The organism is Flavobacterium defluvii (genome assembly GCF_900129555.1).
Lineage (GTDB): Bacteria > Bacteroidota > Bacteroidia > Flavobacteriales > Flavobacteriaceae > Flavobacterium > Flavobacterium defluvii.
In genome coordinates this window covers 1-19212 of the sequence record NZ_FQWC01000011.1, presented here as the reverse complement: position 1 = coordinate 19212, position 19212 = coordinate 1, and the positions used below count along the sequence as shown (strand labels likewise).

18 protein-coding genes and 1 other RNA gene are annotated in these 19212 nt (G+C 34.4%); 7 read left to right on the top strand and 12 right to left on the bottom strand.

Annotation, left to right across the window (positions count from 1 at the left end; all coding sequences use genetic code 11):
- Together BUC29_RS19050 and BUC29_RS19045 are read left to right on the top strand one after the other, a co-directional pair.
- The gene (locus BUC29_RS19050; RefSeq protein ID WP_073417833.1) at nucleotides 1-1368 is read left to right on the top strand and encodes an alginate export family protein; all 1368 of its coding nucleotides are present in this window, start codon (nucleotides 1-3) and stop codon (nucleotides 1366-1368) included.
- 25 nt (nucleotides 1369-1393) lie between these two features.
- Nucleotides 1394-1954 (top strand): 2'-5' RNA ligase family protein, encoded by a 561-nt coding sequence (locus BUC29_RS19045; RefSeq protein WP_073417831.1) that lies wholly within the window; start codon nucleotides 1394-1396, stop codon nucleotides 1952-1954.
- A gap of 58 nt (nucleotides 1955-2012) precedes the next feature.
- On the opposite strand, the gene BUC29_RS19040 is transcribed toward BUC29_RS19045, so the two are convergent.
- Together BUC29_RS19040 and rnpB are read right to left on the bottom strand one after the other, a co-directional pair.
- On the bottom strand, nucleotides 2013-3263 hold the full coding sequence (locus tag BUC29_RS19040; protein ID WP_073417829.1) for a cation:dicarboxylate symporter family transporter: 1251 nt from the start codon (nucleotides 3261-3263) through the stop codon (nucleotides 2013-2015).
- A 31-nt stretch (nucleotides 3264-3294) separates the two neighbouring features.
- An RNA gene (gene rnpB / locus BUC29_RS19035) (RNase P RNA component class A) lies at nucleotides 3295-3621 on the bottom strand.
- A gap of 125 nt (nucleotides 3622-3746) precedes the next feature.
- On the opposite strand from rnpB, the gene BUC29_RS19030 reads away from it, so the two are divergent.
- Entirely contained in the window at nucleotides 3747-4040 is a 294-nt protein-coding gene (locus tag BUC29_RS19030) for an SH3 domain-containing protein (RefSeq protein WP_057120656.1), read from the top strand.
- A gap of 173 nt (nucleotides 4041-4213) precedes the next feature.
- On the opposite strand, the gene BUC29_RS19025 is transcribed toward BUC29_RS19030, so the two are convergent.
- The 7 genes from BUC29_RS19025 to BUC29_RS18995 all read right to left on the bottom strand — a co-directional run bounded on the left by BUC29_RS19025 (nucleotide 4214) and on the right by BUC29_RS18995 (nucleotide 7553).
- Nucleotides 4214-4507 (bottom strand): type II toxin-antitoxin system RelE/ParE family toxin, encoded by a 294-nt coding sequence (locus tag BUC29_RS19025; RefSeq protein WP_073417827.1) that lies wholly within the window; start codon nucleotides 4505-4507, stop codon nucleotides 4214-4216.
- A complete protein-coding gene (locus BUC29_RS19020; RefSeq protein WP_073417825.1) occupies nucleotides 4500-4748 on the bottom strand; it encodes a type II toxin-antitoxin system ParD family antitoxin in 249 nt (82 codons plus the stop codon). The genes BUC29_RS19025 and BUC29_RS19020 overlap by 8 nt, the downstream gene beginning before the upstream one ends.
- A 189-nt stretch (nucleotides 4749-4937) precedes the next feature.
- On the bottom strand, nucleotides 4938-5309 hold the full coding sequence (locus BUC29_RS19015; protein ID WP_073417823.1) for a LysM peptidoglycan-binding domain-containing protein: 372 nt from the start codon (nucleotides 5307-5309) through the stop codon (nucleotides 4938-4940).
- Nucleotides 5310-5315: 6 nt separating this feature from the next.
- Nucleotides 5316-5795, bottom strand: coding sequence for a BON domain-containing protein (locus BUC29_RS19010; protein WP_073417821.1), 480 nt, complete (start codon nucleotides 5793-5795; stop codon nucleotides 5316-5318).
- Nucleotides 5796-5907: 112 nt separating this feature from the next.
- Nucleotides 5908-6324 (bottom strand): hypothetical protein, encoded by a 417-nt coding sequence (locus BUC29_RS19005; RefSeq protein ID WP_139260558.1) that lies wholly within the window; start codon nucleotides 6322-6324, stop codon nucleotides 5908-5910.
- 92 nt (nucleotides 6325-6416) lie between these two features.
- On the bottom strand, nucleotides 6417-6926 hold the full coding sequence (locus BUC29_RS19000) for a hypothetical protein (protein WP_073417817.1): 510 nt from the start codon (nucleotides 6924-6926) through the stop codon (nucleotides 6417-6419).
- Nucleotides 6927-6977: 51 nt separating this feature from the next.
- Nucleotides 6978-7553 (bottom strand): hypothetical protein, encoded by a 576-nt coding sequence (locus BUC29_RS18995; protein WP_073417815.1) that lies wholly within the window; start codon nucleotides 7551-7553, stop codon nucleotides 6978-6980.
- A gap of 206 nt (nucleotides 7554-7759) precedes the next feature.
- On the opposite strand from BUC29_RS18995, the gene dnaX reads away from it, so the two are divergent.
- Nucleotides 7760-8845 carry a DNA polymerase III subunit gamma/tau gene (gene dnaX, locus BUC29_RS18990; protein WP_073417813.1) on the top strand — a complete coding sequence of 362 codons (1086 nt, stop codon included), beginning with the start codon at nucleotides 7760-7762 and terminating at the stop codon, nucleotides 8843-8845.
- Nucleotides 8846-9108: 263 nt separating this feature from the next.
- The gene (locus BUC29_RS18985; RefSeq protein ID WP_073417811.1) at nucleotides 9109-9525 is read left to right on the top strand and encodes a DNA polymerase III subunit gamma/tau; all 417 of its coding nucleotides are present in this window, start codon (nucleotides 9109-9111) and stop codon (nucleotides 9523-9525) included.
- Nucleotides 9526-9666: 141 nt separating this feature from the next.
- Here BUC29_RS18985 and BUC29_RS18980 read toward each other — a convergent pair whose 3' ends face one another.
- The 3 genes from BUC29_RS18980 to BUC29_RS18970 are packed head-to-tail and all read right to left on the bottom strand — an operon-like array spanning nucleotide 9667 to nucleotide 13161.
- Nucleotides 9667-10557: a Ppx/GppA phosphatase family protein gene (locus tag BUC29_RS18980; RefSeq protein WP_073417809.1), complete on the bottom strand. Its 891-nt coding sequence runs from the start codon at nucleotides 10555-10557 to the stop codon at nucleotides 9667-9669.
- A 34-nt stretch (nucleotides 10558-10591) separates the two neighbouring features.
- The gene (gene ppk1 / locus BUC29_RS18975; protein WP_073417807.1) at nucleotides 10592-12670 is read right to left on the bottom strand and encodes a polyphosphate kinase 1; all 2079 of its coding nucleotides are present in this window, start codon (nucleotides 12668-12670) and stop codon (nucleotides 10592-10594) included.
- 5 nt (nucleotides 12671-12675) lie between these two features.
- On the bottom strand, nucleotides 12676-13161 hold the full coding sequence (locus tag BUC29_RS18970; RefSeq protein ID WP_073418027.1) for a SixA phosphatase family protein: 486 nt from the start codon (nucleotides 13159-13161) through the stop codon (nucleotides 12676-12678).
- Nucleotides 13162-13659: 498 nt separating this feature from the next.
- Between BUC29_RS18970 and BUC29_RS18965 the strand changes: the two genes are divergently transcribed.
- Both BUC29_RS18965 and BUC29_RS18960 read left to right on the top strand, forming a co-directional pair.
- Entirely contained in the window at nucleotides 13660-14211 is a 552-nt protein-coding gene (locus BUC29_RS18965; protein WP_073417805.1) for a hypothetical protein, read from the top strand.
- A gap of 46 nt (nucleotides 14212-14257) precedes the next feature.
- On the top strand, nucleotides 14258-19212 hold a 4955-nt coding region (locus tag BUC29_RS18960; RefSeq protein ID WP_139260556.1), incomplete at its 3' end, for a VWA domain-containing protein.

Genomic DNA, 19212 nt, shown 5'->3' with positions numbered 1-19212 from the left:
ATGAAAAATACATTCAGATTATTGCTGCTTTTGGGAATCATTTTTTCTGCAAATGCACAGCAAAAACCAGTTTTCCAAAAGCTGCGATATGAAGATGATTTCACATATCTAAAAGCCGATTCTACGAAAACCTGGTACGAGAAAATCAAATATATTCCTTTATCTGAAAATGATAAATTCTACGCATCAATTGGCGGAGAAGCCAGACTACAATATACCTATACCGTTAACAACAAATGGGGAGACGAATCTGACGACGATGGTTATTTACTTTCTCGCTATCTGTTCCATACCAATATACAATTGGGAGCCTTTAGAACTTTTATTGAATTGCAAAGCAGTTTGGCAAATGGTAAAACAGATCCAAGTCCTGTTGATGAAAATCAGTTAGACATTCATCAGGCATTTTTAGACATTGACTTTATTCGAAAAGAAAATCAGCAATTAACATTGCGTTCAGGAAGACAAGAAATGCTGTACGGTTCACAGCGTTTAATTGCTGTACGCGAAGGACCAAACAGCCGGCTTGCTTTTGACGGGCTGAAATTCTTTTATAAAAAAAACAAGTGGCAGTCAGATGCCTTTTTTACACATCCAATGGCCAATAAACAAGGAACTTTTAACGATAATTTTAATGAAAATGCCAAATTCTGGGGAAGTTATACGGTAATACATAAAGTGCCTTTTATTGAGAATATCGATTTATATTATTTAGGTTTATGGAAAAACCGCGCTGTTTTTGATGATGCTGCAGGAGAAGAAAACAGACAATCTATTGGAACAAGAATCTGGAAAAACAAAGGAAACTGGAAATATGATTTTGAAGGTGTTTATCAATTTGGAAAGATCAATCAAAAGACAATCTCAGCATGGACACTTTCTTCTTTTGCTTGTTATACTTTTAAAAACATAAAATACACTCCCGAAATTGGACTAAAAACCGAAATTATTTCCGGAGATAAAAACTCTGGAGATACACATTTGCAAACATTTAATCCGTTGTATCCAAGAGGCGCTTATTTTGGATTAGTGGCATTAATTGGACCATCGAATTTAATTGATGTCCATCCTTCAATTAACTTCAGTTTATCCGAAAAATGGGAACTTGGAATAGATTATGATATTTTCTGGAGACAAACACTAAGTGATGGTTTGTACGCACCAAATATGCAGCTTTTGTATTCCGGAAAAGATACAACCGAACGTTTTATAGGTTCGCAGTTAATTTCGAATCTAAACTATGACATGAATAATTATTTAGGTTTTACATTAGAAACCGGCTGGTTTAATGCAGGCAGTTTTTTAAAAGAGGTCGGTTCGGGAAAAGATTATTTTTATGCAGCGTTAACAGCACAATTTAAATTTTAAATTTGTGTGATTCAAAGCCTCAAAAATGGAAAAAACATATTCGGTTGTATTTTATTCTACAACATTGGTTGAGCCTGTTAAAAAAATGAAAGACTTTTTAAGAAGCAAAATCAAATGGTATAACAGCTGTAATTCTGAAGCGCATATTACGATTTGCGAATTTACGATTGAAGATTCACAGCTGGATGCAATCAAACAAAAGCTTTCTAAAATTTCAGATACTTTTACGCCTTTTCAGGTATTTTTAAATCATTTTGATTCTTTCCCTAATAGCGGTGCTTTTTTTATTGGTGTAAACGAAGATTCAGAAAAAAATCTTATTCCAATAATGAAAAAGATTCACGACACTTTAAAGTTTTTAAAACTAAAAAAAAGTGATAATCCGCACATGTCAATCGGAAGAAGATTAACACCTGAAAATCTTAAAATTGCTTCAGAACTTTTTACCACAATAGACCTCAACTTTGTATGCAATGAAATTGTTTTAAGAGAATTTGATACAATAAACAAGCAGTTTTTTGTAATTGACACTTTCCCATTTGGAAGTAATCCTGAACCGGAATTTGTTCAGGGAAGTTTGTTTTAACACAACGTATGCTCTTTCGCTTTCGCAAAAGTTAATCCGTTTATTCCGCGTGCTATTATTACTCTTCCAAAACAGGATTTAAATCCAATTCCGTAAAATCATGTTCTGTTTTCGAAATTATTATTGTTGCGACTGTGTTTCCAATTAAGTTTGTAATGGCTCTCGCTTCGCTCATAAATTTATCAACTCCTAACAAAAAAGCCAGGCCCTCTACAGGAATTTTATGCAGCGCCGTTAAAGTTGATGCGAGGACAATAAATCCGCTTCCTGTAACACCCGCAGCACCTTTGGAAGTGATCATCAAAATTCCAATTACTGTTAAAATTTCGAAAAAACTCAAATGCACATCATATAATTGCGCCAGAAATATAACCGACATTGACAAATAAATTGAAGTTCCGTCGAGATTAAACGAATACCCTGTCGGAATTACCAATCCTACTACCGATTTACTACAGCCCATTCTTTCGAGTTTTACCATAATACTTGGTAGAGCGGCCTCTGAAGATGAAGTTCCTAAAACCAGCAAAAGTTCTTCTTTTATATATTTTAAAATGGAAAGAATACTTATTTTATAATATCGAAGAATTGTTCCTAAAATTAAAAAAACAAACAATGCCATTGTGAGGTAAACACAAAGCATTAATTTACCCAGTGGAATTAAAGTTGCTAATCCAAACTTTCCTATTGTATAAGCCATTCCGCCAAAAGCCCCAATTGGTGCGAGATACATAACGTATTTTAAACAAGTAAAAACAACTTTTGAAATTCGTTCTAAAACTAAAATAGTCTGTTCTCTTTTTTGATAAAAATTCAAAGCGATTCCGCAGATAATTGCTGCCAGTAAAACCTGCAGTGTAAAATTGGAAAAGAAAAACTGAAGCCATGAAAAATCCTTAGCGCTTCCGTTTGTATACTGGCTTGCATCCCCAAGAGTTAATCCTGATTTGTCAATTTTTCCTGGTTGAAATAAATATGCAACTGCTACACCTATTGCTAATGCAACTGTCGAAACTACTTCAAAATATGCTAAAGCTTTTACGCCAATTCGGCCTACTTTTTTAAGATTACCCATTCCCGAAATTCCCAAAACAATCGTCAGGAAAATAATTGGCCCAATAAATAATTTTATAATATCAACAAATCTTTCGCCTACAATTTTCATTTTCACTCCATTATCCGGGGAAAAATGTCCAAGTAAAACACCGGCAATAATGGCAATCAAAACCCAAAAAGTAAGATTGGTAATTACGGCGTGAAAAATACTTTTTTTTGTTTTTGAAGAAGGATTTGGAGTTGAAATATTCATGAAATGGTTTTAGTTAGTTTCACAAATATATAAAAAAAGCAGACCTATAAGCCGGATTCTGTCCCCGATAAATCGAGGCCTTATCATTTATCTAGATTCCGAATTACTCCGGAACTCAAGCTACCTACCCTTCAACAACGGACGAGAAGCCCTTAAATGCTGATATACTTGGTATTTCACCGCATAGAGTTTACCTGGTTTCACTACAGCCTTACCTGTACATACTTTCTGCTGCACTTGTCCTAATCCTCTCGTTCCAAAAAACGAGAGAACCGACGGGCGTTACCCGCTATGCTTCTCTGTGGTGTCCGGACTTTCCTCCCTCCCTAATTGGAACGGCGATAAGGCGGTCTGCGCTGCAAAAGTAACACTTTATCGACTAAGAATAATAATTTTAAATTTCTGTTTTTCGTTTAGTTTTCGTAACTTTTTAATTTTAAAATAGTTATCTTTAAAATTCCATAATTTTTAAATTAGTCTATCATGAAAAGAATGTATCATTACGCAACTGTTTCAAAGGCTTTAGATCAATTGAATGAGAAAGGATTTACATGTGATTTTAATCGAAATGCTGACATGATTAAAAAAAATCCTGAGAAATTTGAAATTGTTCATGTGTATCGATACGAAGGGGAATCTGACCCTGGCGATGAGGCAGTTGTATACGGAATTAAGTCCGTAAACGGTAAAAAAGGAGTTTATGTAGCAGGTTTTTCCGCCGACTCAGATCAGGAAACTGCCAAATTTTTATTTGATTTAAGTATTAGGGGAAGGTAATTAATAATGATTACATCCAATTTTGTCATTTCGACGGAATAGAAATGTAACACAGCTGTCGTCAATCTTTGTCGAATTACGCGTGCGATTTCTCCTTCGTCGAAATGACATAAAATGTGGTAAATCTTTATCGAATCTCTAGCTGAGATTGCTTCGTTCCTCGCAATGATTAATTAAAACTTACTTTTCAAATCCATTCTTCTGTGAAGGATTCTAATTATCTCTATTTCATCTTTTGAAATAATCTGATAAAAGAGAATATGTTCATTAGATTTATATCCTAATAGCTTCTCTGTTATATTATCATATTTTTTTCCAAGATTGGGATTTTCGGCAGCTTCCTGGCAAGAACTTAAAAGTAAAAGATAATATTTGTCTGCCTGATTTTCTGACCATTCATCAAATGTATAATTCCAAATATCTGCTAAATCTTCAACTGCTTTATTGGTCAAATGATATTTAGCCATTTTTTCTCTTTGCTTTTAAAAATTCAAGCTGTTTTTTAGGATCGAAGTTTTCAGCTCGGCCACTATTCAATCCATCCTGAACTGCTTTTTTTAAAACAAGCAATTTATTTTCCTCTTCTTCCAAAAGACGCAATCCTGCTCTTACCACTTCGCTAGCATTCTTGTATCTTCCTTCAGAAAGACTACTTTCAATGAAATTTTCAAAGTGATTTCCTAATGATATAGAAGTATTTCTTCCCATAACTTTTGTTTAAGAATACAAAGTTACCAAAAATTGGTAATATTTATAAAAATCTTTGTTGAATTTCTACGGAAGATTGCTTCGTTCCTCGCAATGACTTTGTGAACCTTGCGTAAAACTTTGCTCCCGATAGCTATCGGAATTGCGGTTAAAAAATAAAAAAGCTCGTCATAGACGAACTTTTTATAATTATACTGTTGGTATTTTTAATTTCCAACCAGGCTGAATTAGATCCGGGTTTGTAATTATATCTTTATTGGCTTCGTATATATCCTGCCACGAAACTCCATAAGCCTTTCCTATTTTCGAAAGAGAATCGCCTATTTCAACTGTATATTCTCTTGAAACACCTTCTTCAACTTCTATATTCATCACAACATCTGCAGATCTAAAATCGGGGTCAATTTTGTTGTAAGCGTTCCAAAGTTTTTCTTTGTCTGCTGCAGATTTTGCTGTTCCGTCAATGTATAAAACATTATTTTGCTCTCTAACCCGCAAATCAGCTATTTGTAAATCACTGGCTAAGTCAGTTACTTCTCTATATTTATCCTCTAAACTCATGACAATTTATTTAATAGTTAATTTGTTATCGACTTTTTTAGGTTTTAATTCCTGTATTCTTTGAATTAAAGACTGAAGCTGATCTCTTTTAATTTCTCCCGAAAGTGTGACCACACCTCCTACTACAGTTGCACTAACACCATCATAAGCTTTAACTACTTTGCTTACAGATTTATCCAAATCGGCATCTGAATTAATTATAACTGCCGCCGCAGCTGGTTCAACATTTGGCTGAGGGATTTGGCAGTTGTTTACAACAGTTTTCACTCCTTTAACTGATTTTACTGATTTCTCAATATTTTTCTTGAAAGCTTCGTCGTCACAAGTTCCCACAATAGTTGCAACACCTTCATGCACCGTAACTGTAACTCCTGCCGTATCGCTTAATTTTTCACTAATTGCTTTTTCGATATCTGCATCTTTAGGAGTACAAGCCAGTAAAGAAAAGGCAAGCCCCGTTCCTAATAAAATCGATTGAATTTTCATAATATAATACTTTTAATAATTAACTATTTAAAATTAAACAGATTAACTACCAAAAGATTATAGGATGTTCTTGTGGGTTTTATATTTTTCCCAGTAAAAAAATAGAAAGTACTTAATTTATTTCTTTTAGAGATTTCAGGTAATCTAATAACAAACCGGATATATTATCACACTCTTTTTGATAAATATCAATGAAATATATTTCATTTTCCTTCATTCCGTTTTGAATGCCTTTTTTTGAAGAGTTTATATCACCTTTTCTAACGATTAGTATCTTAAAATAATGATTATCATCTTTTATCGTTAATTCATTAAAATCAGATAATTTTGGATCATTGTAGATGTTTTGCTGTCCGATATCGGCACCTAAATATGTTTCAAATTTTCCAAAATCATAATATGGATTATTGTTATCGAAGTTTCGATAGGTTTTTCTATTTCCTTTTCCTAAAATAAATTTCTTGACTTTTTCAAAATCTTCTACCGAAAATTGATTTGTAATTTTCAAGAAATTGGTTTGATTTGTCATGGTTTGAGATATAGATTTGACCGTACTTAAGAATATTAAGAGAAAAACAATAGATTTTGAAACACTTAAAGATTTCATGATTACTTAAAATATTATAAAACAACAGTTTCTAAACCAACTGACATTTTACTGTTTTGTAAAATCAAAATTAACTCCTCAATCTGAGCTAATGGCATTTTTACAGCCGTTTCTATTTCAGCATTTTCACAAGTTATAATTAAAACGGCTTCATTATCTTCTTCATAACCAACAGATTTATGCGAATACTGAGGATGAATTAATTCTATTTCTTTTTTAGCATCTTTAAACCAACCATAATTGGCTTCATAAATAATTTTATTCGATAAAAAATCAATAGTTTCCTCTCCATAAGTATTCCATAATGAAACTCGAAGAAGATAAAATCCTACAACTCCAAACAAACCAATTGCTAAAAAATATCCAATCTGCATTCCTGCTCCGTTTGCAACACTAAAAATAACTCCTAGTAAAGGAAAAGTAAAAAAGGAAAAAGCAAGAAGAAACATTATAAATCTGATTATAAGTGGAGATTTTTTTACTTTTAAATTTAAAGTATTAAATTCTAAAGTGTATTGTTTCATAAGGGTTTCGAGTTAAAATTTAAAATCTGGATTCATTAACAAAAATTAATACTACTTTAAAATCAAATCAAAAATAGTCTTTTGCTTTAACAATTTGGCTTGCAAAAACGGAATTCCAATAGGAAAACACCAGGCAGCAGCGAAATAAAAAAACTCTGAAATACGATCATCATTTTGCAATAATTTGACTTTTTTACCAACAAAGAAACTCACACAAATGTAGCTAGCAAATACAATTAACATATAGAGACTCCCAATAATCTCAAGAATTGTCCAGGTTGTGTTTTCTAATAAAATTGGATTTTTGGTTATGTCCATTTCTAAGCCTAATATGAATCTGATTAAAGCATAAGAGATCAATATCCAATACGAAATTTTAAAATATTTATAACCTAAGACTTCTTTTTCTTCTTCAATATGATATACTCCCCAAACCCAAATAAAATAAATTAATCCGGTTATGGTAAGCGTAATTAAAATTAATGGAAATATAAATTCAAAATTGGCAAAAATACCAATGAAGGTTATTATTCCTGTAACCAGGAATGAAACAAAAGGAAGAATAATAAAAAAAAGAATTAAAGTGATTGGTTTTAAATTAAGAACTTTTGAGGTTATTTTTTTCATTTCAAAATGTAATTTTGGTTATAAATGTGTTTTTGGTTATTGCTAAAATAATGTTTTTTTAATTTGAAAAACTTTAATTAAAATTTTAAAACTCAAATAAATAATTTCCTCAAAATAGCGCTATTCAACCACTTAAAAATCTTTCATTTTTTAAATTTTTAAATCATTAAATTATACTCTATATTTGCTATCGAATAAAAAAGAATATGGAGCAATTTGTAGTATCGGCGCGTAAATATCGTCCGCAGACATTTAAGGATGTTGTGGGGCAAAAAGCCATTACAAATACTTTACTGAATGCCATAGACAGCAATCACCTTGCTTCTGCCCTATTGTTTACAGGACCTCGTGGAGTTGGTAAAACAACCTGCGCCCGTATTTTGGCCCGAAAAATAAATCAGCCCGGGTATGACGATCCAAATGAAGATTTTGCATTTAACGTTTTTGAGCTGGATGCTGCTTCAAACAACTCGGTTGATGATATTCGTAACCTAATCGATCAGGTTCGTATACCGCCGCAAACCGGACAATACAAAGTATATATTATTGACGAGGTTCATATGTTGTCTTCGGCCGCTTTTAATGCTTTCCTTAAAACATTAGAAGAACCGCCAAAACATGCTATTTTTATTTTAGCTACGACAGAAAAACATAAAATCATTCCAACGATTTTATCTCGCTGTCAGATATTTGATTTCAAAAGAATTACGGTAAAAGATGCCAAAGAACATTTGGCTGATGTTGCTAAAAGTCAGGGAATCAATTTTGAAGATGATGCTCTGCACATTATTGCCCAAAAAGCAGATGGTGCAATGCGTGATGCATTGTCTATTTTTGACCGTGTAGTTTCATATTGCGGAACAAATTTAACACGTCAGGCCGTAACAGAAAATCTAAATGTTTTAGATTACGAAACCTACATTAACATTACAGATTTAATTCTCGAAAATAAAATTCCGGAGCTTTTAATTGCATACAACGATATTCTTTCTAAAGGTTTTGACGGACATCATTTTATTGCCGGACTTGCTTCTCATTTTAGAGATTTGTTAGTAAGCAAAACGCCTTCGACTATTGCTTTACTCGAAGTTGGAGAACAAGCGCAGCAAATGTATGGCGTTCAATCGCAAAAATGTTCTCAGGAATTTTTATTGAAAGGAATTGACATTGCTAACGACTGTGATTTAAAATACAAACTGAGTCAAAACCAACGCCTTTTAGTCGAGTTATGTCTGATGCAGTTAGCCTCTATCAATTTTGATGGAGAAAAAAAAAAGTTGAGCAATTCATAATTCCGCCTACTTATTATAAAAATGGAAGCTTCTCAATTGTTGAAGTTCCTAATTTAAAATCCCAAATTCCAAATACAACAGAAAATGTTCATGTCAATCAAAATGGCAATGATAACAATAATACTGTTGTTATAAATACTGTTTCTGAAACCCCTAAGACAGAAGTTCCAAAGGCCGAAATACCTGTAATTCCAAGAGCTGAAATAGGCGGCGAACCAAAAGTTTCTGCGTTTTCTTTAGCGAGTATCCGCAAAAAGAAAGAAATGGAAGAAAGCAGTAAAACGTATGTTAAACCAACATCTGTTTTACCTACAGAGGAATTTAACGAAACAGACATGCTCTTATATTGGAATAAATATGCGGAGCGTTTAGGCCAAAAAGGGCTTAAGATCATGGAATCTATATTGCTTATTAATGATCCGGTTTTAGACGGAACAAAAATTACTTATGAACTGCCAAATGAAGGTTCTAAATTAGATTTTGAAAGTCAGGTTAATGGATTATTAGGATATCTAAAAGGTCATTTGCATAATCATGACATTACAATTGAAGTAATTGTAAACGAAGAAGTACAAATGAAAAGAAGCTACAACGATCAGGATCGCTATAATCGTCTTCTGGAAATCAATCCAAACATTGAACTTTTGCGTTCTACATTTGGTTTGGATTTACATACTTAATATTTTTTTCGCCACGAATTCACGAATTATTTTTCTTTGCGAAAATATAAGTTTGCGAATTCGTGACAAAACAAAAAATCTTATTTATTTTTCAAGCCGAAATTGTAGATTTTTTCCGGATTGACTGAAAAATATATTTCATTAAATTTTACCGTAATACATTGCTTTTACAATTCCATCAGAAAGTCCAATTTTTGGAACAAAAATCTGGCGCGCTCCACTCCACTTCATTGCATTTAGGTAAATACGTGTTGCATGGATAATTACGTCGGCACGATCTGAGTTTAAACCTAATTCGGCAATTCTTTGTTCGTATGTTAATGAATTCAAAAAAGCATATTGTGAATTGATATAAATGTATGAAAGTGGCTTTTCCTGCTGTTTTCCAGACATTTTAAACAATTTATTGATGTTCCCTCCAGAACCAATTAATGTCACTTCTTCATAATCTGCCGTGTTGGTTTTAATCCATTTTTCGATTTCATCCCAAACAACATCATGAACCATATTATTTAGTAAACGAACGGTTCCTGCCTTAAATGATCTTGAGTTAATCATTTTTCCGTCGGAGAATAAAGTAAATTCAGTACTTCCGCCTCCAACATCTACAAAAAGATACGTTTCGTCTGTTTTTAATAAATGATGTAAATCTGTAGAAGCAATAATTGCGGCTTCTTTTTTACCATCAATAATTTCGATTTTTATATCGGCTTTTTTCTTAATTAAAGCTACAACTTCTTTGGCGTTATACGCTTCACGCATTGCCGATGTTGCAAACGCCATATAGCGTTCTACTTTATGTACTTTCATCAAAAGGTTGAATGCTTTCATGGCATCGACCATTCGATCTATATTTTCAGGTGAAATTTCGCCTACTGTAAAGGCGTCTTGTCCCAAACGAATTGGTACACGAACAAGCGAACTTTTGTTAAACTGCGGTTCTTTTCCATCTTGTTCTACAACATTTGATATCAGCAGCCTCATGGCATTTGATCCGATATCTATTGCTGCAAATTTCCTAATATTAATCATGCTCACTTTATGATTTGAAATTGAATTTAATTATTTAGTTTACTTTTTGAGGAGCCTCTTCCAGTACTGCAATTTTGTTTTGATAATACTTATAGGTTTCAAATTGTGCTCTAAATGGGGCATGATGATTTCGAGGTTTATATTTATTATCCAGCTTATACGAATGGAATCTTACTTTTACATTTCCTTTCCAGGCAAGGTTGAAATTGTCTATTAGTTCTTTTTTAATTTCATGATCATAAATCGGACAGGTTACTTCTACTCTTCCGTCAAGATTTCGCGTCATAAAATCGGCCGACGAAATGTATACTTCATTTAAACCTGCATTTCCAAAAATATAAACTCTTGAATGTTCCAGATAGTTATCGACGATACTTATGGCTTCGATATTTTCGCTCATTCCCGGAATTCCCGGAATCAAAGAACAAATTCCTCTTACCTGAAGCTGAATTTTTACTCCGGCATTGCTTGCTTCATATAGTTTATCGATCATTTTAAAATCTGATAAACTATTCATTTTTAACTTTATAAATGTTTTTCTTCCTGCTAAGGCATGAAGGATTTCACGATCTATAAGTTTTACAAATTTTGTTCTTGTATAGTGCGGTGAAACAATTAAATGCTTGTATCGATGTACTCTATAGTTAATATCGAAGAATTCGAATATTTTAGAAACGTCTTTTAAAATACCCTGATTGCATGTAAACAGCGTAACATCTGTGTAAATTTTTGCTGTCGATTCGTTAAAATTTCCTGTTGAAATAAATCCATAGCGGCGTGTTTTTCCTTCTTCGGCTCTTTCTATAACGCAAATTTTACTGTGAACTTTCAGACCTTTAATTCCAAATATAAGTTCGATTCCTTCTGTCTGCATTTGTTCGGCATAGGAAATATTCGAAGCTTCGTCAAAACGTGCCTGAAGTTCGATTTGAACTACAACTTTTTTACCGTTTTTCGCCGCATTAATCAACGAACTAATGATTTGCGAATTCTTTGCCAAACGGTATAAAGTAATTTTGATACTTGTAACTTTTGGATCTAAAGCGGCTTCGCGTAAAAATTTTGTCAAATATGAAAATGACTGATACGGTGTATGGATCAGATAATCTTTTTTGCTTATTTTTTCCAAAATGCTGCCATCAAGGCTTAGCCCCGGAACTGGCAGTGGTTCATTTGGTTTGTATAATAAATCGTAACGTCCCAGATTTGGAAAATCCATATAATCACGGCGGTTATGATATCTTCCTCCGGGAATAATACTGTCTGTTTCAACGATTTTCATTTTATCTAAGAAGAAACGCAGCGTATCTTCTTCGATTAAACTGTCATAAATAAAACGAACAGGTTCTCCAATTCGGCGGTCTTTTACAGAAGAAGCAATTTTTTCGAGCATACTTTTACTCAAATCACTGTCGATATCAAGCTGTGCATCGCGGGTAATTTTAATCATGTGTGCCGAAACACTCTTATAATCAAATATATTGAAGATATTTTTTAGTTTAAGACGAATTACGTCATCAATTAAAATTACATATTGTTTATCATCTTCTGAAGGAAGAACAACAAATCGGTTTATGGTTTTAGGAATTTCAATAAGTGCGTAGCGAACCTCATCATTATTTAATTCTAAACGCACTGCTAAATAACCTGCAGTATCTTTTAAAACCGGAAAAACCGCCAAATCATTCAGGATAATGGTAACCAGTTCGGGACTTAATTTCTGCATAAAAAAGTCCTTTAAATAACATTCCTGTTTTGGTGTTACCTGATCTTCGTTTATAATAAAGATATTTTCAGATTCTAATTCGCTTTCGATATTACCTAAAATACGCAGACTTTCAGATTGTTGTTGAATTACGATTTCGGTAATATCTTTAATTAACTGATGAGCAGAAACTCCTCCAAGATATTTTTCACCGGAAATCCCGGAAAGGCTTAATCTTCGAATGGCGGCATATCGAACTCTAAAAAACTCATCTAAATTGTTTGAAAAAATTCCAACAAATCGCAGTCTGTCTAAAAGAGGAACGGTATTATCTGCCGCTTCCTGAAGTACTCTTGCATTAAACGCTAACCAGCTTTTTTCTCTATCGATATATTTCTGTTCGTACACTTGATTTATTTTAGGTCTTTGGGGAATAGGGTTTTATTGGTTTTGCCTTTATTAATTGAGTCCCAGCTTTCTGCATCAAACTGCAAGGAAACAAAGCCGGAAGTTGGGACATTATCGATAAAAACATCCCCAAATTTATTAACAAAATTTGTAATAGCCTCGTTATGTCCAAAAAGAATAACGCTTTCTAAACTATTATCACATGATTTGATAACCTTTTCGAGTTGTCTTTCATCAAAAGTATATAAATCATCTCTATATACTATACTGTCTATAGGATACGAAATGTTTTGCGCAAAAATTACTGCAGTTTCTGAAGCACGTGCAGCTGTACTGCTCCAAACTATATACGTTTTTGGAAGATATTTTGAAATATGGGTAGAAACTTCATGCGCATCGAGAATACCTCTTTTTTGTAAAGGCCTGTCAAAATCCTTTAAAGGTGCTTCCCAGCTTGATTTTGCATGACGTATTAAGATTAAATTTTTCATAAACAAATGGTTTAAAAACCGCAGAAAAATTACTGCCATTTTATTGAAGTTCTAATTTACAAAAGATATTCTAATACTTCTCTTTTTTTTATTTCTGTTAACAATTATACTCAAATTTTAACAAGTATAAATTATCCGGAAAATTTTAACAAGGGTGCAAAATTGATTTTCCTTTTTTAGAAAAATTGTACTTCATCCGTAAAACATGCAGTTTGTCGATATTTTCAAATTAGCAATAAATTAACCAAATATTTGATTATTAACAACTTACACTCGACCAACTAACACTATTTTTATCAAAAAAGAAAGAAAAATCAGTAATATTTTATTCTTGATTTAGTTAAAAATATAACTTTTTTAGTCGTTTTTTAATAAAAAAAGAGCATTTGAACGAGTTTTTAGGTTAGTTACAGATAAAAAAAATCAATTCGAAAAACTCTCATATAACTTTGATTATGTTAAAATTTCACGAATATCATAAACTAAATACCTTAAGTTATGAAAAGTAAATCTACTCTTAAAAAAGCTGTAAAATTTGTGAATAATTGTAAGTATATTTTTTTTCTGCCTAAGAATATCTTTCAAAAAAACATTTTTTCATTTACTCTCTTTCTCATCTCTTCTGTCTCATTTGCACAGTCAGGTTTATGCAAAACAACTTTAGAAGTTGAGAAAAACAGGAATTATAGTAACGCCGGCCAAGATGGTGCATATTTCACACTTGTTTTAACTAATGAAGGTAATTCGACGGATATTTATAATTTGAACGCCTTTAATGTAAATTCAGCCTGCTCAAATAACGATGGAAGCAGTTCATCAGACAATGTTAATCTAAATAGTGTTTTTTTGGATGATAGCTCTTCTCAGATAACTTCTATTACTGTTCCATCTCATCAAACTGCTACTTTTTCAATTCATCTGACAGTGCCGCAAGGAACGACATATAACAGATGGAACTGCACGCAAATAAATGCTGTGTCTACAAACTGCTCTAATTACACAGTAAACACTGTTGTACATACGATTGTAAATAATCCTTCTGAAAATTAAATATTCTGAAAAAATATTTAGTCGTTTCAATTTAAACTTGCGTAAAATGAAAAAAACTTTACACTCTTTTAAGTCTGTAAAAAAGATTAACATAACATTTTATCTGTTGTTTTTTTTACTTTTTTCTACATTAGGCTTTGCACAAACTATTACACCAACAAAAACGGTTACTGTAGCTCCGGGAGTTTGTGGTGCATTAGACGTTGAATTAAAAATTCAGGGATCAAATCCGGTAACAAGACCTTTAGAAGTTGTTTTGGTTATTGATGTATCTGGCAGTATGGGAGATGGCAATAATCCTAAACCTTTATCGCGGGCACAGGACGCAGCTATTGATTTTATAAACAAAATGTTTGCACCTGCAAATAATCCAACTAATAAAAACAGGGTTGCTATTGTAACTTACAGTACTACTGCATCAATACGAAGAAACTTAACACTTTCTTCAGGGCAATCGGATTTAATATCCGTTATAAACGGACTTTCTGCAAATGGCAGTACCAATATTCAGGATGGTCTTGTAAAAGCAAAAACGGTTTTAGATGGTGCTACTTATGATTGCGCTACAGCCAGAAGTATTGTTTTATTAACTGATGGTGTTGCAAATGTAACAGGAACAAATGGTGCCAGCTGTACCAGCGGACAGCAGGGAAGTTGTATTCAGAGTGCTATAACTGCTGCCAACAATGTAAAAACGGTAACCGTTTCTGGTATGCCTTATAATAATCAAATTTTTTCTGTTGGATTGTTTGGCGCTATTTCGGGCAGTGAACAGACAAATGCTGAATATACTTTAAATCAAATTCAGTCCGGAGGCTCTTTCTTTACTGAAAATGGAGCTGATCTAACTGGAATTTACGGTCAGATTTTCACCCAGTTATCCTGGGTTGCTAAACAAGTACCTGCAACAGCTTTTGAAAAAGAAACCGTTGATAATAATTTTATTATTGGAACAGTAACACCTTCAAAAGGTACGGTAACAATTACTGGACAGCAAATCGCCTGGAATATTGATTTTTTGAATGTTGAAACTATTACTTTAAAATACCGATTAACTCCAAAACCAAATACATGCGGAAATCAGTTAGTAAGTACTTCCAGACTGGATTTTCAAAATGCCGCTTGTCTTACCACATTTCAGGATATAGCTTCGCCAACAACTAACGTTCCTTGTCCTATTATAACATTGGCATCGCAGACAAATGTAACTTGTTTTGGCGGAAGCAATGGCGTTATCAATTTAAATACTCCCACAGGCGGACAAGCTCCATATACTTATAAATGGACAAAAAATAATGTTGATTTTGCAACAACAAAAGATTTAACAGGCTTAAGTTTTGGAACTTATAAAGTTACCGCTACCGATAGCAATGGATGTGCTACCGGAATTTTGACAGTTGAAATTACACAGCCAGCAGCCTTAACTCTTGCGGGTTCAACTAAAACTGATGTAACCTGTTTTGGGAAAAATACAGGTTCTGTAACTGCAGGAACTGTTACCAATGCCGTAGGAACTGTAAATTATTCATGGAAAAATGCTTCGAATATTTCTGTTGGAACAACCGCTTCGGTATCCAATCTTCCGGCAGGAACGTATACTTTGACTGTTTCTGATAATTGTTCTTCACAATCAAATTCGGTGACCATTTCTCAGCCGGGTGCTGCTTTGGCTTTGGGAGTTTCATCTAAAACAGATGTTTCCTGTTTTGGCGAAAGCACCGGAACTGTAACTGCAGGAACTGTCAGCAATTCTGTGGGAACTGTAAATTATTCATGGAAAAATGCTTCGGATATTTCTGTTGGAACAACTGCTTCGGTAGCGAATCTTCCGGCAGGAACGTATACTTTGACTGTTTCTGATAATTGTTCTTCACAATCAAATTCGGTGACCATTTCTCAGCCTGTGGCTGCTTTGGCTTTGGGAGTTTCATCTAAAACAGATGTTTCCTGTTTTGGCGAAAGCACCGGAACTGTAACTGCAGGAACTGTCAGCAATTCTGTGGGAACTGTAAATTATTCATGGAAAAATGCTTCGGATATTTCTGTTGGAACAACTGCTTCGGTAGCGAATCTTCCGGCAGGAACGTATACTTTGACTGTTTCTGATAATTGTTCTTCACAATCAAATTCGGTGACCATTTCTCAGCCTGTGGCTGCTTTGGCTTTGGGAGTTTCATCTAAAACAGATGTTTCCTGTTTTGGCGAAAGCACAGGAACTGTAACTGCAGGAACTGTTACCAATGCTGTGGGAACTGTAAATTATTCATGGAAAAATGCTTCGAATATTTCTGTTGGAACAACTGCTTTGGTATCCAATCTTCCGGCAGGAACGTATACTTTGACCGTTTCTGATAATTGTTCTTCACAATCAAATTCGGTTACCATTTCTCAGCCTGTGGCTGCTTTGGCTTTGGGAGTTTCATCTAAAACAGATGTTTCCTGTTTTGGCGAAAGCACAGGAACTGTAACTGCGGGAACTGTTACCAATGCCGTAGGAAATGTAAATTATTCATGGAAAAATGCTTCGAATATTTCTGTTGGAACAACTGCTTCGGTAGCGAATCTTCCGGCAGGAACGTATACTTTGACTGTTTCTGATAATTGTTCTTCACAATCAAATTCGGTGACCATTTCTCAGCCAGGTGCTGCTTTGGCTTTGGGAGTTTCATCTAAAACAGATGTTTCCTGTTTTGGCGAAAGCACAGGAACTGTAACTGCGGGAACTGTTACCAATGCCGTAGGAAATGTAAATTATTCATGGAAAAATGCTTCGAATATTTCTGTTGGAACAACCGCTTCGGTAGCGAATCTTCCGGCAGGAACGTATACTTTGACCGTTTCTGATAATTGTTCTTCACAATCAAATTCGGTTACCATTTCTCAGCCTGTGGCTGCTTTGGCTTTGGGAGTTTCATCTAAAACAGATGTTTCCTGTTTTGGCGAAAGCACAGGAACTGTAACTGCGGGAACTGTTACCAATGCCGTAGGAAATGTAAATTATTCATGGAAAAATGCTTCGAATATTTCTGTTGGAACAACCGCTTCGGTAGCGAATCTTCCGGCAGGAACGTATACTTTGACCGTTTCTGATAATTGTTCTTCACAATCAAATTCGGTTACCATTTCTCAGCCTGTGGCTGCTTTGGCTTTGGGAGTTTCATCTAAAACAGATGTTTCCTGTTTTGGCGAAAGCACCGGAACTGTAACTGCGGGAACTGTCAGCAATGCTGTGGGAACTGTAAATTATTCATGGAAAAATGCTTCGAATATTACTGTTGGAACAACTGCTTCGGTATCCAATCTTCCGGCAGGAACGTATACTTTGACTGTTTCTGATAATTGTTCTTCACAATCAAATTCGGTTACTATTTCTCAGCCTGTGGCTGCTTTGGCTTTGGGAGCTTCTTCTAAAACAGATGTTTCCTGTTTTGGCGAAAGCACCGGAACTGCAACTGCGGGAACTGTCAGCAATGCTGTGGGAACTGTAAATTATTCATGGAAAAATGCTTCGGATATTACTGTTGGAACAACTGCTTCGGTAGCGAATCTTCCGGCAGGAACGTATACTTTGACTGTTTCTGATAATTGTTCTTCACAATCAAATTCGGTTACTATTTCTCAGCCTGTGGCTGCTTTGGCTTTGGGAGCTTCTTCTAAAACAGATGTTTCCTGTTTTGGCGAAAGCACCGGAACTGCAACTGCGGGAACTGTCAGCAATGCTGTGGGAACTGTAAATTATTCATGGAAAAATGCTTCGGATATTACTGTTGGAACAACTGCTTCGGTAGCGAATCTTCCGGCAGGAACGTATACTTTGACTGTTTCTGATAATTGTTCTTCACAATCAAATTCGGTGACCATTTCTCAGCCAGGTGCTGCTTTGGCTTGTTCAATTACACAAAATAAAGCGGTAACTGCAAATGGTTTAAGTAATGGAGAAGCTACTGTAACTCCAATTGGTGGAAATGGAAATTATACTTATTTATGGGATAATAACGAAATAACACAAAAAGCTGTTGGTCTTAATGCCGGACTTCATTTTGTGACAGTATCTGATGAAAAAGGATGTACAACAACTTGCAGTATAACTATTACAGAGCCTGATGTGTTATCTTGCAGTATTACTCAAGATAATGCTGTAAAATGTTTTGGAGAAAGTAACGGCCATGCAACAGTGAATGCGATTGGAGGAAACGGAGATTATGCCTATTTATGGGACAATAATGAGACAACTGCCCAGGCTATTGCTTTAAATGCAGGAATTCATTTTGTTACTGTTACCGACAAACTTGGTTATATTACTACTTGCAGTGTTACAATTACGCAGCCTCAAGAAGTTCTTAGCGCTTCTACATCGCAAATTGATGTTGTATGTGGCGGGGGAAATACAGGATCTGCAACAGTTTTAGCTTCTGGAGGAACAAGCCCATATACATATTTGTGGAATACAATTCCTGCACAGACTTCGGTTACCGCCAATACTCTTTCTACAGGTACTTATTCTGTAATTGTAACCGATGCCAATTTATGTACAATAACAAAATCTGTAACAATTCTCGACGGAGATTCAATTAAACCTGTAATTAATCCTTTACCAGAAACCTCAATTATTAATTGTCCAGAAGAACCTGTTTTTGTGCAAGCAACCGCTACAGACAATAATGGAAATATTGCATCGCTAACCTATGAAGATATTATTACTCCGGGAAATTGTAAAGGTTCATATACTAAAACAAGAACGTGGACAGCAACAGATTCTTGTGGAAATATTTCTCTTCCGGTAGGCCAAACTATTATTGTTCAGGACACAACCGCTCCAGTTTGGACAACAACCTCAAATTCATTAAATGTAACTTTAGAATGCAGTGATGCAGCAGGGCTTGCAAATGCTCAGGCATTATTCCCTACGGCTTTAGATTCCTGCGATAGTGATGTTTCCAATATTGTAAAAGTAAGCGGAGGGTTTACAGCTTCTGAAGGATGTTCAAATTCAGGAACTTA